Genomic DNA, 13,388 nt, shown 5'->3' with positions numbered 1-13,388 from the left:
TAAAAATAAATCATATTTCTGCTATGACATATAAGTAAGAGTTATTATCTTTGACAAAATTTGAAAATTAGAATATTATTATGTTTGAATTCGATCAGTACCTTGGTTTTTTAGCGTTCTTAACTATCCTTACCATTGGATTTTGGTTAATGATCTTTTTGTTGACTTTTGTTATTCCTTATTGGATTATAGGAGCTAATGTAGAGAACTTCAAATTGAGAAGAGAAGCTAAACGCAAAGCGAAAGAAGAAGCATAATTGTTTATAACATTATATATAGAAAAGGAAGTCAAAATGACTTCCTTTTTTTGTTTAATCATGCTGTAAGTGTTATCCTTCAAACTCTTCATCACCATTAATACCTCTTTGAGGGCGTTGTCTTTTCTTTTTTTGATTAAATCTATAGGTAAATGATAGATTAAAGCTACGTTCTCTCCATTGAAATTCATTATCCGATATAAACGTAGTAGTGGTAGAGGTACTTATTCGTTTTCGAGAGTTAAATACATCACTAACATTAAAAGTTATCGAAGCCTTTTCTTTAAAAAGATCTTTGCTAAATGCAAAGTTCATACTAAAAATACCATCACTTTTTGTTTGTGCATTTTCACTTGGCCCTCTATAAAACATACTGGTCTGCCAGTCTATTTTTGCAGGTAGTGTAACTTTATTATTTAGCCTGGCAAACCAACTAAAATTATCTGCATCGAGATTTTCTCCATTATTTTCTCCTCTAACACTATTCTGAAATGCGTTAAAGTTACCATTCACTCTCCATTTTCTACTTGGGTTGTAAGTAAGAGTAAACTCAAAACCATATCGATCAGAACTAGTTAGATTTATAGGTGTTCTTCTAATAACAGGAACCTCTGTACCAAGGTTATTTTCATCTGCTCCGATGATGGTTGTATCACCTGTGTCTTCAGCAATAAAAGTGAATATCTGCGTAGCGTGATTATAATATATAGATGTATTTAAAGTAAGTTTTCCCATTCTATTTAAATACCCTAAATCAAATGCATTAGAATAACTTGGATCAAGATCTGGATTTCCCTGAAACAAATTAGTAGCACTGGACCTAGAAGGGAATGGATTTATAAACCTGGATCTAGGCCTACGTATTCTGCGATTATAGCCAAGAGTTAAACTTTGTTTTTTAGAGATTTCGTATCCCAGATTAATCGTAGGAAATATATCGGTATAATTCTTTTTGTTTAAATCATTACTAGTTTGCTGATCAATAGTAATTCGAGTACTTTCCATTCTAAGTCCTAATAAATAAGATAGTTTACCCCATTTACTTCCTAATTGTGTATACCCTGCATTTACTTGTTCTGTATATAATAAGGTATTCGATAAATCAGAATTTGTTGTTATGGATCCATTATCCTCTAACTGTACCAGATAATCAGTATCCAGATCGTTAAAATTACCCCTATATCCTAATTCAAATTGAGTATTTTCGCCAATTGGTAATACATAATCAGCTTGCAACAGAATACGATTTTGTTCTTCTAATGTTTCTACAAGTTCGATAGCAGTTATATTTTCTTGTGTAATTTTTGATCGCTCATCTTCATTACTATCTTCTATCTGAAAATCGAAAGTTAATTTGTGACCACTGGTATTAAAATCTTTAGTGTAATTAAAAGAATATTGTTTCGTAATATCATCTTCGATTTCTGGATCAAAGCGAATATTTTGATTTAAAATACTTCCATTCGAATTTAATTCTGTAATTCTATTTGTTGTATTACTTTCTTTATCACTAGACCTGTATAAAAATGATGTTGTGACCGATGAAGTCTCGTTGATATACCATTCGACTCCAATGTTAGAATTTAATCCTTTACGTATCCTGTCGAAATCCCGTTCTTCTCTTAAAAATGAGTTGGGTAGACCGCTAAAAAGGTATTGAGTTTGAGAAAATGAATTCCCTGGGACTTCTCTATAGTTATATCCAGAAGTTGTAAAAAAATTAAAATCTCCAGATCGGTAGTTTAGATTTCCCGAAATACCTGCAGATAGTGGGTAGCCACCATTAACTGTAATGGCTCCGTTCATACCTTGTAGCTTACTTCGTCTTAGAATGATATTCAAAATCCCTGCGGTTCCTTCTGCGTCATAACGGGCAGAAGGAGAGGTGATTACTTCAACTCTTTCTATAGATTCTGCAGGCAATTGTCTTAATGCATCGGTACTATTTAGACCAACCAAACCCGATGGTTTTCCGTTAATAAGAATTCTTACATTATCATTACCACGAAGCGCAACATTTCCTTCGACATCTACAGAAACAGAAGGTACATTATCTAATACATCGCTTACTGTACCACCACTTACTGTTAGATCTTTGCCTACATTATAAATCTTTTTATCTAATTTGATTTCTACAGTAGTTTTTTCTGCTATGACCACAACATCGTCTAGTGTTTCGGTATCTAATCCAAGAGTAATTGTACCCAAATTTGTGTTTTTGAATAACTTTTGTCTGGGAAGTTTTTTAGTTTTAAACGAAATAAACTCGATACTTACATCATATACCCCGGCATCTACTTCGATAGCAAATTTTCCATTTTTATCGGTAATACCACCAGTAACAATTTTTTGTAATCTGGGGCTAAAAAAAGCTACTGTAGCATATTCCAGAGGTTTATTAGTGTCTTGATCCAAGATTAAGCCAGTAATGTTTACAGGCTTCTTTGAAAAGTTTCGGTTTTGAGCCGATAGCGCAAGTGTTAATGCAGAAAATAGTAAGAATAAAAATTTCTTCATTTCTAAAATTGAATAATTCTGGCCAAAAGTATCGAAGCAGATACGAGAAGGCGGTTAATGATGTGTTAAATGTGATGTAATTAAAATAGGATGATACGTAGTATCACCTCATATCAATTACTTGCATTTAGACATGAAGAAATGTAAAAGGTTTAATCTTTTACAAAAAAAAATTATAAGAAACGGATTACTTATATAATATCAATAACTTTTTCCGGGGGGCGTCCGATTATTGCCTTATCTCCATTAACGACAATAGGGCGTTCGATTAACTTTGGATTATTACATAATATAGTGATCAATTCTGAATCGGTATAATCTTTACCTTTAAAATTTTCTTTCCAGATGGCTTCGTTTTTTCTTACCAGATCTATAGGAGAAATATCCAAAAGTTTAAGTATTTCTTTCAGTTCTTTTTCAGAAGGTGGATTTTGTAGGTAATTAACCACAGTGATGTCTTTTTTTTGTTCTTCGAGTATGGCAAGACATCCTCTTGATTTACTACATCTCGAATTATGATAAATTGTGATCATCTTAGTTTTATTTTTTTAATCGTCATTTTTTTGTCCCATTGCCATAAGGTAAGCTTTTAAGAATTGATCGATGTTTCCATCCATAACAGCATCTACATTACCTGTTTCTTCTGCAGTTCTTACATCTTTAACCAATTTATATGGATGCATGACATAATTACGAATTTGAGACCCCCATTCTATTTTCATTTTTGAGGCTTCGATCTCATCGCGTTGTGCTTGTTGCTTTTTAAGTTCAATTTCAAACAATTGCGATTTAAGCATTTGTAACGCTTTTAATCTATTTTCTTGTTGTGATCTTGTATCTGAACATGAAATCTGGATTCCGGTAGGGAAGTGGGTAAGCTGTACTTTGGTTTCTACCTTGTTTACATTTTGTCCGCCTGCTCCACTAGAACGTGATGTGATAATCTCATAATCAGAGGGATTAATGTCTATTTCTATGCTATCGTCGGCAAGAGGATACACATAAATAGAAGCAAACGAAGTATGTCGTTTTGCATTACTATCGAATGGAGAGATACGTACTAATCGATGTACACCATTTTCGCCTTTCAACCATCCAAATGCATAATCTCCTTCAATTTCTAGAGTAACAGTTTTTATACCCGCAACATCACCTTCTTGATAATTAAGTTCTCTAATTTTAAAACCTTGTTTTTCTGCCCACATCATGTACATACGCATAAGCATACTAGCCCAATCACAACTTTCGGTACCTCCTGCACCTGCCGTGATTTGCAGTACAGCACTCATACTGTCTCCTTCATCACTAAGCATATTTTTAAATTCCAAATCTTCAATTAATGATTTGGTTTCTTCGTATCGCTCAGAAACTTCAGCTTCAGTGGCATCCCCTTCTTTATAAAATTCATAAAGTACCTCGAGGTCATCAACCAGTGTAACTCCTTTTTCGTATTCAGAAACCCACTTTTTTTCAGCATTTAGAATACGCATTAGTTTTTCAGCCTCCTGGGCATTATCCCAAAAATCTGGAGCAAATGTTTTTTCTTCCTGATTGGCTATTTCTATAAGTTTGGCATCAATGTCAAAGATACCTCCTTAACGCAACCAGGCGCTCCCTAAGATCTTGTAAAGTCTCAGTATTGATCATAATCTAATTTATTTTTGACAAAAATAAGATTTAACAGTTCAGTAAGAAGTAATTTTTGTGTTATTTTATAGATTTAGAAATTTTATCACATAAATCATCAGTCTATGAAACTACGCTTTATTTGTTTATTCTTTCTGGCGGGGAATATCATTTCTGCTCAATTTTTAGAAAAACAGAAAAATTTGGCATCTTTTGATGGCTATTTTAAGTTTTATTATAATGAATCAAAGGACGAAATTTATCTAGAAGTTGATAAGCTCGATTCAGAATTTTTATACGTACATTCTCTAGCTACAGGATTAGGATCAAATGATATAGGGTTAGATAGAGGGCAGATTGGTGACGGCGTAGTAGTAAAGTTTCAAAAAGCAGGTGACAAACTGTTACTGGTACAACCCAATCAGCGATATCGTGCTATAACAGACAATACTCTAGAGAAAAGAAGTGTCGAACAGGCTTTTGCAAAATCTGTACTGTTTGGGTTTCCTATTAAAGAAGAGAAATCTAATACATATATTATTGACTTAACTCCTTTTCTTTTACAGGATACTCATAATATCATTAATCGATTAAAATTTCAAAAAGAAGGGGCATACAGTGTAGACAAAACCAGAAGTAGTTTGAGTCTCGAAAGAACCAAAGCTTTTCCTAAAAATGTAGAATTTGAGGCTTTGATAACTTATAAAGGTTCACCTACAGGGCGAAATATTAGATCTGTAGCACCAGACTCAAAATTCTTAACTGTTATTCAGCATCATTCGTTTGTAGAACTACCGGATGATGGATATAAGAAGAGAGAGTTTGACCCCAGAAGTGGAGCTATATCTATTTCCTATCTTGATTATGCAACACCTGTACAAGATCCTATAAAGAAACGCTATATTATTAGACATCGATTAGAGAAAAAAAATCCAAATCAAGCAATAAGTGAGGCAAAAGAACCTATTGTTTATTATTTGGATCCTGGTACTCCAGAACCTATACGATCTGCATTGTTAGATGGAGCAAGATGGTGGAATCAGGCGTACGAAGCAATTGGTTTTAAAGATGCGTATCAGGTTAAGATGTTACCTGCCGATGCAGACCCTATGGATTTACGATATAATGTAATACAATGGGTGCATCGTTCTACAAGGGGATGGAGTTATGGTGCAAGTGTTGTAGATCCCAGGACAGGAGAAATTCTTAAAGGACATGTAAGCTTAGGGAGTTTAAGAATACGTCAGGATTTTTTAATAGCTCAGGCATTATTAAATCAACCTTTTGCAACTAGAGATGATAACTACGAACCTATGCTGAAAATGGCACTAGCTCGTATTCGCCAATTATCTGCGCATGAAGTAGGTCATACTATTGGTTTTGCTCATAATTTTACCGCAAGTACAAACGGAAGAGCATCGGTAATGGATTATCCTCACCCAACAGTGGCACTTAAGGATGGTAAAATAGATTTGTCGAATGCTTATGATATTAATATAGGAGAATGGGATAAGGTAACGGTAGCATATAGTTATTCAGAATTTGATAAAAATACTAATGAAAAGGAAGCGCTTAATAAAATTTTGAATACTGCTTATCAATCGGGGCTTCGTTTTATATCAGATAGTGATGCCAGACCGCAAGGAGGAGCGCATGAATTAGCTCATTTATGGGATAATGGTAAAAGTGTTACCGAAGAGCTAAATAATATGCTGAAAATTAGAGAGGTTGCGATACGTAATTTTTCTTCAGATAACATAAGAACTAACGAACCATATTCTGTTTTAGAAGATGTTTTTGTACCTCTCTATTTCTTTCACAGATACCAAACTGAAGCCACCGTGAAACTTATCGGAGGACTAAATTATAATTATGCGGTTAAAGGGGATCAACAAACGATTGTAGAAACAGTTAATTCAAAAAAACAAAAAGAAGCACTTGAAGCAGTGTTAAAGACATTATCTCCTGAAATTTTAGCTATTCCAGAAGATAAATTAAAATTATTTCCACCAAGAGCTTTTGGATATGGTAGAACCAGAGAATCTTTTAAAGGAAAAACAGGAGTTGGTTTTGATGCTCTAAGTGCAGCTTCTACAGCAAGTGATATGAGTCTTTCTTTGTTATTGCATCCCGAAAGAGCATCTCGTCTGGTACAGCAAAAAAGTTTAGATCAAAACCAATTAGGATTAGTAGAAACTCTAGATGAATTATTAAAATTCTCTTTTGAGACCAAAGCTAAAAATAATTACCATAAAGAAATTCAACATATGGTAAAAACTAATATTTTAAAACATTTAATGAACCTAAGTAAAAATACACAAACGTATTCACAGGTTAACGCTATTGCATATGCAAAAATTAAAAGTTTAATTCCTCTTCTTAAAAACAAGACCGGAGATGTGACGGATAAAATGTATAATGAATATTATCTCAATCAAATTAATAAATTTATAGAAAAGCCAGAAGATTTTAAAGTATTACCATCTCCCAAAATACCAGATGGATCTCCTATTGGTAGTTTTAGTTGTGGTTTTTAAATAAATACCTTATCATTTTGTGTACTATAAAATAGGCATCAGTCTAAATTCTAGAATTTAGACTGATATTGTTTGAAGCTCTACTATTTTACTTTTTATCTTTACCACTTTACAAATTCGAAATACTAAGCACTACATGACTATTGAAATTCAACTAAGGAATAAATTAAAAGAAATAAGTAAAGTTTTAGATGCTAAAGCAAAGAACAATCAGGAAGTAGGGGTTTTGTCGGGAGTTTCTGGAGTTGCTTTATTTCAGTTTTATTATTCAAAATTTTTAAATGAAGATATTCATGCAGATAAAGGAGCAGAAACAATTACAAGAGCTGTAGAACTTATCAATAATGGATTTGGTTTTCCTACTTTTTGTACAGGAATTGCAGGAGCTTGTTGGGTACTCGAAATTCTTAAAGAAGAAGAATTTGTAGAGTTAGATGATGACTTCCTTTCTTCTGATTTAGATTCTTATTTGTTAGAAGCAATGAGAGCTGATATAAAAACAGAGAATTATGATTTTCTGCATGGTGCAATGGGATATGGATATTATTTTTTAAAACGTTATCAAAATCTGACTTCAGAGGAGGCAAAAAAACACTATAAGAACTACCTCGATGAGTTGATTGCAGCACTAAAAAAATCATCAAAAAAGAATGATCACGGAATATGGTGGGAGTCTGTTCTAAAGCAAGAAGAAGGAATTAAAGGTTGTAATTTAAGCTTATCTCACGGGATATCAAGTATGGTTAATTTCCTATCCCGAATAGCCGAACATAAAGAATTTTATGATGATGTTAGAGAGATGTTACAACAGTCGGTGCGCTATATATTACATTGCAAAAATAAAGACAAAACACTAACTGCTACATTTCCTAATTGGATTATTGAAGAGAATGTAGAGGATAATAATTCGAGGTTAGCGTGGTGCTATGGAGATCTAGGGATAGGCATATCGATATTTAGAGCAGGTATGGTATTAGGAGATACCCAGATTAGCGATGAAGCAATAGCAATTTTAAAATATTCTACGCAACGAAAAGATATTGAAGAAGCAGGAATTCAGGATGCTGGATTATGCCATGGGGCTTATGGGGTGCTTCATATTTATAATTATTTATTTAGGAAAACAAACGATATAGCATTTAAGGAAGCTTCTGATTTTTGGGCTCAGAAAGCACTTAGCATGGCGATACATGAACAAGGATACGCGGGATATATGGTATGGCGGGGAGCAGACGAAGAAAAATGGAAAACAGAAGTAAGTTTGCTTGAAGGTGTTGCTGGTATCGGATTATCTATAATATCCTATTTAGCTCCTTTTGAAACCAAATGGGACGAATGTCTTTTAATTAGCTAATTCTTTTTCTTTCATAATTTCAAAAATTACAATTTTCTAAGGTTGTTTTAACTGCCTCATGGTACCGTTTTCTGTTATTTAATCTAAAAACAAAGTCGAAATTCTGGAAAATCGTTCGTTTTTCCAGAATACTCAATACTACTATTTGCATTACGCTTATAGAGCAAGCTATGTTTGTTTCTATCAAAGCGCTTTGATATTTGTATAACTTAAAATTAAATATCATGAAAAATAAAAAGAAATTGAGCCTTAAGAAAATGAATGTTGCACAATTAGACAGCATTAAAGGTGGAATAAACTGGCCTTATCCTGTAACGGGACCTGGTTTACCAACGGCAGATCCATTTGGTTGCGGAAATGGTACGCAAGGATTGGCATGTCAATATTCACAAACACCTATGAGTTGCCAGGTGTGTGTTAATATTCAAAAATAAATAACAATACTTATCGAAATTCTTTACTAATACATTTTTAGCTGATTTGTAAACACACAGTTTTTCGAAAGTTGAGATGAATCGTCTGAAACTATATTTCAGACGATTTTTTGTTACTACTATTTAGAGAACAAAACACTTTCTTTTTTTTGATAAATAGTATTTGAAATACTTTCAATCATTTTTTTCTGTAAAAACAAAATCGAAATTCTGGAAAAACGCTCGAAATTCTGGAATACCCAATATAACCTGTTGCAAAAAACCTTCTTGCTCCTCTATGTTTGCTAGCGTCAAAGCGCTTTGATAGAATTAATGTTTAACAATTTAAAAATACAAAAATGAGAGATTTAAAATTTGAAGAAGTAGAAGAAGTTAATGGAGGAGAGTTTAACGTTGGAGAATTTGTAGATGGGGCATGTGCCGTTGTTTCAATTGCAGGGTGGTTTGTGCCTGGAATGCAAGGGGCTGCAGCAGCTTGTACTGTATATAAAGTAGGTAAAGTTATTGTAGAATAATTTTTTGACCTATACAATACACAAAACATATTTAATAATTAAAAATTTACAAAATGAGAGATTTAAAATTTGCCGAAGTAAAAGAAGTTAGTGGTGGACCTGTTACAGCCAGTGAAGCTGCGGGAGCAAGTTGCGCAGTAGCAATTATTGGTGGGGCTGCATTAATAGCAGGAACAGGAGGATTAGGTGCAGTAGCTGCATGGAGTTTAGGTTTAGCAGCATGTACTGGGTTTACAGGAGCGGCTGTTACTTCAAAAAAAGACCCATCATAAACGAGTATTATAATAATTAAAAAATCATAAACATGAGAGATCTAAAATTTGAAGAAATACAAGAAGTTAATGGTGGTGATGCGGTAAGTGGAGCGGTAACAGGTGCTGGCATCGGTAATGCTATAGGAGGACCAATAGGCGCTGTAGTAGGTGCTATTATTGGTGCGGTTGTAGGTAGTATGTCTGAAGACTAATACTCTAAATATCATACAGGCCTTTATAATTGGGCCTGTATGTAATTTTTATTAAACCAATTTTAAAAAAAAGTTAATACCATAAAATTAATAATATAATGAAAAACAATAAAATTAAAAAACTGAGCCTTAGTAAGTGCACCATATCAAACCTTGAAATGAATACAATAAAAGGAGGAGTAGTAGATTCTTGTACTCCGACCTGTCATATTAGTTTTCCTACAACTCCAACAAGGCAGTCTAATAATTTTGAATGTGAAAATTTTACACAAAGAATTCACTAAATAAATAAAGCTGATGAGTTCCCCGCTATTTCGTAAAGAAGCCATAAAAAATAACACCCAACGTTTGTTGGGAGATGTTTTATTGATACGACCCATATCATTTTGGATATTTACAGGTATACTGGTTTTTGTAGTAACAATGGTGGGGCTTTTTTTAGCATTTGGCACCTTTGCTCGTCGTGAGATGGTAACCGGGTATTTGGTACCTGATAAAGGTTTAGTGCGAGTGTATGCTCCATTTAACGGAGTTATCGATAAAAAACATAGTACAGATGGTCAAAAAATTAGAAAAGGCCAAAACCTACTCGAAGTTACTACAGAACGAGGTACAAAAGATAGTATTAGTATCAATCAGCAATTAATCACTCGACTAGAACAGCAAAAAATAAACCTCGAACAACGAATTATTGATGAAACACAAGTGCTGGATAGCGAAGGTAGTCGATTATCTACGATTCTTATAAATCATAAGAATGAATATTACCAAATCAATCAGCAATTACAAAGCCAGAAAGAACAAGTACAACTGGCAAAAAATCAATGGAATACCTATAAACAATTAAGAGTAAAAGGGCTAGTTTCTGAAGATGACCTTAGCAGTAAAAGAAGTATATACTTTAGTGCTAAGGCATCTTTTAATGCTACCAAAAGATTACAAATCAATAAGAAAACAGAAATAGCCAATATACGAAAGCAGCAGGAACAATCTCCTTTACGTAAAAGTACCCGATTAAAAGAATTGCAAAACCAACTGGCACAAATAGAAGAACGTCTTATAGAATTAAAAAACAGCCATTCTTATATGATTAAAGCCCCCGTAAACGGTCGTATTACTTCAACCCAGGTTAATATTGGGCAAAACGTATCTTCTGCTGTACCCATACTAACCATCATACCAGAAAATACAACCTTGTATGCCGAGTTGTTTTTGCCTTCGAGAGCTATTGGTTTTGTAAAGAAGAACCAACGGGTATTGCTACGGTATGATGCTTTTCCGTATCAACGATATGGATTGTACCGGGGCAAAATTGTGCAAATAGCAGAAGCAGTTATTAGTCCAAATGAGGTTGCTATACCTATTCCTATGCAAGAACCGGTATATCGTATAAAAGTTGCTCTGGATGTACAAACTATTAATGCATATGGTAAAAAGATGCCATTACAATCAGGAATGTCTGTGGCAGCAGATATTATCTTAGAAGAGCGCAGCCTGGGGCAATGGCTGTTAGAACCTATTTATAGTCTAAAAGGAAAATTATAGTATATGCAAAATCCAATTCATTTACTTCATTACGGTTGGGGAAAAAGAGTCCCCGTTATCATACAAACAGAGGTAGCAGAGTGCGGGTTAGCTTCTATAGCTATGGTTGCTAATTATTATGGGCATAAACTAGACCTAAATGCTTTGCGACGTAAATATTCTATATCTGCAAAAGGAGCTACACTACAAGGGCTTATAAAATTGGCAGACAATCTTCAGTTTAGTTCCCGACCGTTACGCCTTGAATTAGAAGAGCTTTCACAACTAAAAACTCCATGTATTTTACATTGGAATTTAAATCATTTTGTTGTACTTACATCAGTAAAGGGAAATAAGGTTACCATTCATGATCCGGCCGTTGGAAAAAGGGTAATGAGACTATCAGAAGTTTCAAAGCATTTTACAGGAGTAGCGTTAGAACTAACACCTACACCAGATTTTAAACCAGAAAAAATTTCGAAAAGAGCAAAACTATCTGATTTTTGGAGTAGAATTACGGGCTTAAAGAGAGTATTGACACAAATTCTGGTATTATCATTATTACTACAGATATTTGCTATAGCAACACCATTTTATATGCAATTAGTGGTTGATGATGTTATTATTAGCAGAGACCTGGATTTGTTGTTGATACTGGCATTAGGTTTTGGCCTTATGAAACTGGTGAATTTGGCAGTAACTGCATTACGCGGAGTCGTTATTTTGTATATGGGAACACAACTCAATATCCAAATGGCAGCAAACCTGTTACGGCATTTGCTAAAATTGCCAATGGATTATTTTGAAAAAAGACATATTGGCGATATCATTTCCCGATTTGGGTCGCTGGAAGATGTAAAACAACTGTTAACTACTGGCCTTATTGAGACTGTTGTAGATGGTATAATGGCAATAGGACTTCTGGTTATGATGTTTATTTATAGCACAACACTTGCTTTTATTGTTCTGGCTGCTGTAGTATTATATATTATAGTACGATTAGCATTGTATCGCCCGTACCGACAATTAAAAGAAGAAGCCATTGTAGCAGATGCCAAACAGAATTCTAATTTTATGGAAACCGTTAGAGGCATCCAGAGTGTTAAACTATTTGGTAACGAAAGTCAACGACAAACCGTATGGCATAATTATTATGCCGATGCCATGAATACCGGTATACGAATTGGTAAACTGGATATCGGTTATAACTTTATCAATGGATTTTTATTTGGACTCGAAAATATAATTGTGATTTACCTGGCAGCCTCACTCGTAATGGATAGTTTAATGACTATTGGGATGTTATATGCTTTCATGTCTTATAAAAGTCAGTTTACAGAAAAAGCTTCTGCTTTGGTTAATAAATTTATACAATTTAAAATGCTTTCCCTTCATATGGAACGCCTTGGCGATATCATTCTTACAGGACAAGAAGAAGATATCGATAGCAAAAGGCAGTTGTCACAGGTAAAAGGAGAGTTGGATTTGGAGAATATTAGTTTTAGATATTCTGATAATGAACCGTATTTATTTAAGAATCTTAATTTCAAAATAGAAGAGGGGAGTTCTATAGCAGTAGTGGGAGCATCTGGATGCGGAAAAACAACGTTAATGAAAGTAATGTTGGGATTACTAAAACCAGAGACAGGAACTATTTTTGTTGATGGATATGATATACGAAAAGTAGGGCTACGAACATATAGAAATTTAATAGGTACGGTAATGCAAAATGACCAGTTGTTATCGGGTAGCATTGCAGACAATATTTGCTTTTTTGATCCCGATTTTGATCAGGAATGGATAGAACAATGCGCGCAGATGGCGGCTATACACCAAGATATTATGGCAATGCCAATGGGATATCATACTCTAATTGGGGATATGGGAAGTAGCTTGTCTGGTGGGCAAAAACAAAGATTGCTACTTGCAAGAGCTTTATACAAAAAACCTAAAATATTGTTCCTCGATGAAGCTACCTCACATCTTGATGTAGGGTTAGAGTCTGTAGTGAATACGACAGTAAAGAAATTGAATATCACAAGAATAGTTATTGCGCATAGACCCGACACCATTGCAATGGCAGATCGAGTAGTTGCATTACAAAATGGCCAATTACTAGAAGTACAAATACCAGATGTTGCTGTAGCAGTTTGATGGT

General features: G+C 34.1%; 13 protein-coding genes. 10 read left to right on the top strand and 3 right to left on the bottom strand.

The annotated features are described in order from the left end of the window. Positions 1–80 precede the first annotated feature (80 nt). On the top strand, positions 81–257 hold the full coding sequence (locus ATO12_RS25890) for a hypothetical protein (protein ID WP_165583327.1): 177 nt from the start codon (positions 81–83) through the stop codon (positions 255–257). A gap of 72 nt (positions 258–329) precedes the next feature. On the opposite strand, the gene ATO12_RS03880 is transcribed toward ATO12_RS25890, so the two are convergent. The 3 genes from ATO12_RS03880 to prfB form a co-directional block, all read right to left on the bottom strand. After that, a complete protein-coding gene (locus tag ATO12_RS03880) occupies positions 330–2,774 on the bottom strand; it encodes a TonB-dependent receptor domain-containing protein (RefSeq protein ID WP_034238823.1) in 2,445 nt (814 codons plus the stop codon). Positions 2,775–2,965: 191 nt separating this feature from the next. Then, complete coding sequence (gene arsC / locus ATO12_RS03875) at positions 2,966–3,307, bottom strand: arsenate reductase (glutaredoxin) (RefSeq protein ID WP_034238820.1); 342 nt, start codon at positions 3,305–3,307, stop codon at positions 2,966–2,968. Between the two features lie 15 nt (positions 3,308–3,322). After that, positions 3,323–4,421, bottom strand: a protein-coding gene (gene prfB, locus ATO12_RS03870) for a peptide chain release factor 2 (RefSeq protein WP_117589998.1) whose coding sequence is annotated in 2 segments (ribosomal slippage) — positions 3,323–4,357 and positions 4,359–4,421 — 1,098 coding nt in all. Because the reading frame shifts where the segments join, the coding sequence is not laid out codon by codon here. A 104-nt stretch (positions 4,422–4,525) separates the two neighbouring features. Here prfB and ATO12_RS03865 point away from each other — a divergent pair. The 9 genes from ATO12_RS03865 (at position 4,526) to ATO12_RS03840 (ending at position 13,384) form a co-directional block, all read left to right on the top strand. Next, positions 4,526–6,937, top strand: coding sequence for a zinc-dependent metalloprotease (locus ATO12_RS03865; protein WP_034238815.1), 2,412 nt, complete (start codon positions 4,526–4,528; stop codon positions 6,935–6,937). A 136-nt stretch (positions 6,938–7,073) separates the two neighbouring features. After that, positions 7,074–8,291: a lanthionine synthetase C family protein gene (locus tag ATO12_RS03860; RefSeq protein WP_034238814.1), complete on the top strand. Its 1,218-nt coding sequence runs from the start codon at positions 7,074–7,076 to the stop codon at positions 8,289–8,291. A gap of 224 nt (positions 8,292–8,515) precedes the next feature. Continuing rightward, a complete protein-coding gene (locus ATO12_RS03855; protein ID WP_034238805.1) occupies positions 8,516–8,725 on the top strand; it encodes a hypothetical protein in 210 nt (69 codons plus the stop codon). Between the two features lie 338 nt (positions 8,726–9,063). Continuing rightward, positions 9,064–9,240 carry a hypothetical protein gene (locus ATO12_RS25885; RefSeq protein WP_165583326.1) on the top strand — a complete coding sequence of 59 codons (177 nt, stop codon included), beginning with the start codon at positions 9,064–9,066 and terminating at the stop codon, positions 9,238–9,240. A gap of 53 nt (positions 9,241–9,293) precedes the next feature. Continuing rightward, entirely contained in the window at positions 9,294–9,512 is a 219-nt protein-coding gene (locus tag ATO12_RS03850; protein WP_034238803.1) for a hypothetical protein, read from the top strand. 32 nt (positions 9,513–9,544) lie between these two features. Beyond that, positions 9,545–9,706: a Blp family class II bacteriocin gene (locus ATO12_RS25280; RefSeq protein ID WP_081801956.1), complete on the top strand. Its 162-nt coding sequence runs from the start codon at positions 9,545–9,547 to the stop codon at positions 9,704–9,706. 98 nt (positions 9,707–9,804) lie between these two features. After that, positions 9,805–9,990 (top strand): TIGR04149 family rSAM-modified RiPP, encoded by a 186-nt coding sequence (locus ATO12_RS25645; RefSeq protein ID WP_117589997.1) that lies wholly within the window; start codon positions 9,805–9,807, stop codon positions 9,988–9,990. A gap of 13 nt (positions 9,991–10,003) precedes the next feature. Next, the gene (locus tag ATO12_RS03845; RefSeq protein WP_034238800.1) at positions 10,004–11,251 is read left to right on the top strand and encodes an HlyD family secretion protein; all 1,248 of its coding nucleotides are present in this window, start codon (positions 10,004–10,006) and stop codon (positions 11,249–11,251) included. Between the two features lie 3 nt (positions 11,252–11,254). Beyond that, positions 11,255–13,384: a peptidase domain-containing ABC transporter gene (locus ATO12_RS03840; RefSeq protein WP_051575594.1), complete on the top strand. Its 2,130-nt coding sequence runs from the start codon at positions 11,255–11,257 to the stop codon at positions 13,382–13,384. Positions 13,385–13,388: the final 4 nt, after the last annotated feature.

It is taken from the genome of Aquimarina atlantica (assembly GCF_000626715.1).
GTDB lineage: Bacteria > Bacteroidota > Bacteroidia > Flavobacteriales > Flavobacteriaceae > Aquimarina > Aquimarina atlantica.
The sequence above is the reverse complement of the archived record's forward strand: the minus strand, read 5'-3'. Positions and strand labels throughout refer to the sequence as shown.

Excerpts from the sequence above, each read along its gene's own strand:
- ATO12_RS25890 (WP_165583327.1), top strand. The coding sequence starts at position 81 with ATGTTTGAATTCGATCAGTACCTTGGTTTTTTAGCGTTCTTAACTATC.
- ATO12_RS03880 (WP_034238823.1), bottom strand. The coding sequence starts at position 2,774 with ATGAAGAAATTTTTATTCTTACTATTTTCTGCATTAACACTTGCGCTA.
- arsC (WP_034238820.1), bottom strand. The coding sequence starts at position 3,307 with ATGATCACAATTTATCATAATTCGAGATGTAGTAAATCAAGAGGATGT.
- ATO12_RS03865 (WP_034238815.1), top strand. The coding sequence starts at position 4,526 with ATGAAACTACGCTTTATTTGTTTATTCTTTCTGGCGGGGAATATCATT.
- ATO12_RS03860 (WP_034238814.1), top strand. The coding sequence starts at position 7,074 with ATGACTATTGAAATTCAACTAAGGAATAAATTAAAAGAAATAAGTAAA.
- ATO12_RS03855 (WP_034238805.1), top strand. The coding sequence starts at position 8,516 with ATGAAAAATAAAAAGAAATTGAGCCTTAAGAAAATGAATGTTGCACAA.
- ATO12_RS25885 (WP_165583326.1), top strand. The coding sequence starts at position 9,064 with ATGAGAGATTTAAAATTTGAAGAAGTAGAAGAAGTTAATGGAGGAGAG.
- ATO12_RS03850 (WP_034238803.1), top strand. The coding sequence starts at position 9,294 with ATGAGAGATTTAAAATTTGCCGAAGTAAAAGAAGTTAGTGGTGGACCT.
- ATO12_RS25280 (WP_081801956.1), top strand. The coding sequence starts at position 9,545 with ATGAGAGATCTAAAATTTGAAGAAATACAAGAAGTTAATGGTGGTGAT.
- ATO12_RS25645 (WP_117589997.1), top strand. The coding sequence starts at position 9,805 with ATGAAAAACAATAAAATTAAAAAACTGAGCCTTAGTAAGTGCACCATA.
- ATO12_RS03845 (WP_034238800.1), top strand. The coding sequence starts at position 10,004 with ATGAGTTCCCCGCTATTTCGTAAAGAAGCCATAAAAAATAACACCCAA.
- ATO12_RS03840 (WP_051575594.1), top strand. The coding sequence starts at position 11,255 with ATGCAAAATCCAATTCATTTACTTCATTACGGTTGGGGAAAAAGAGTC.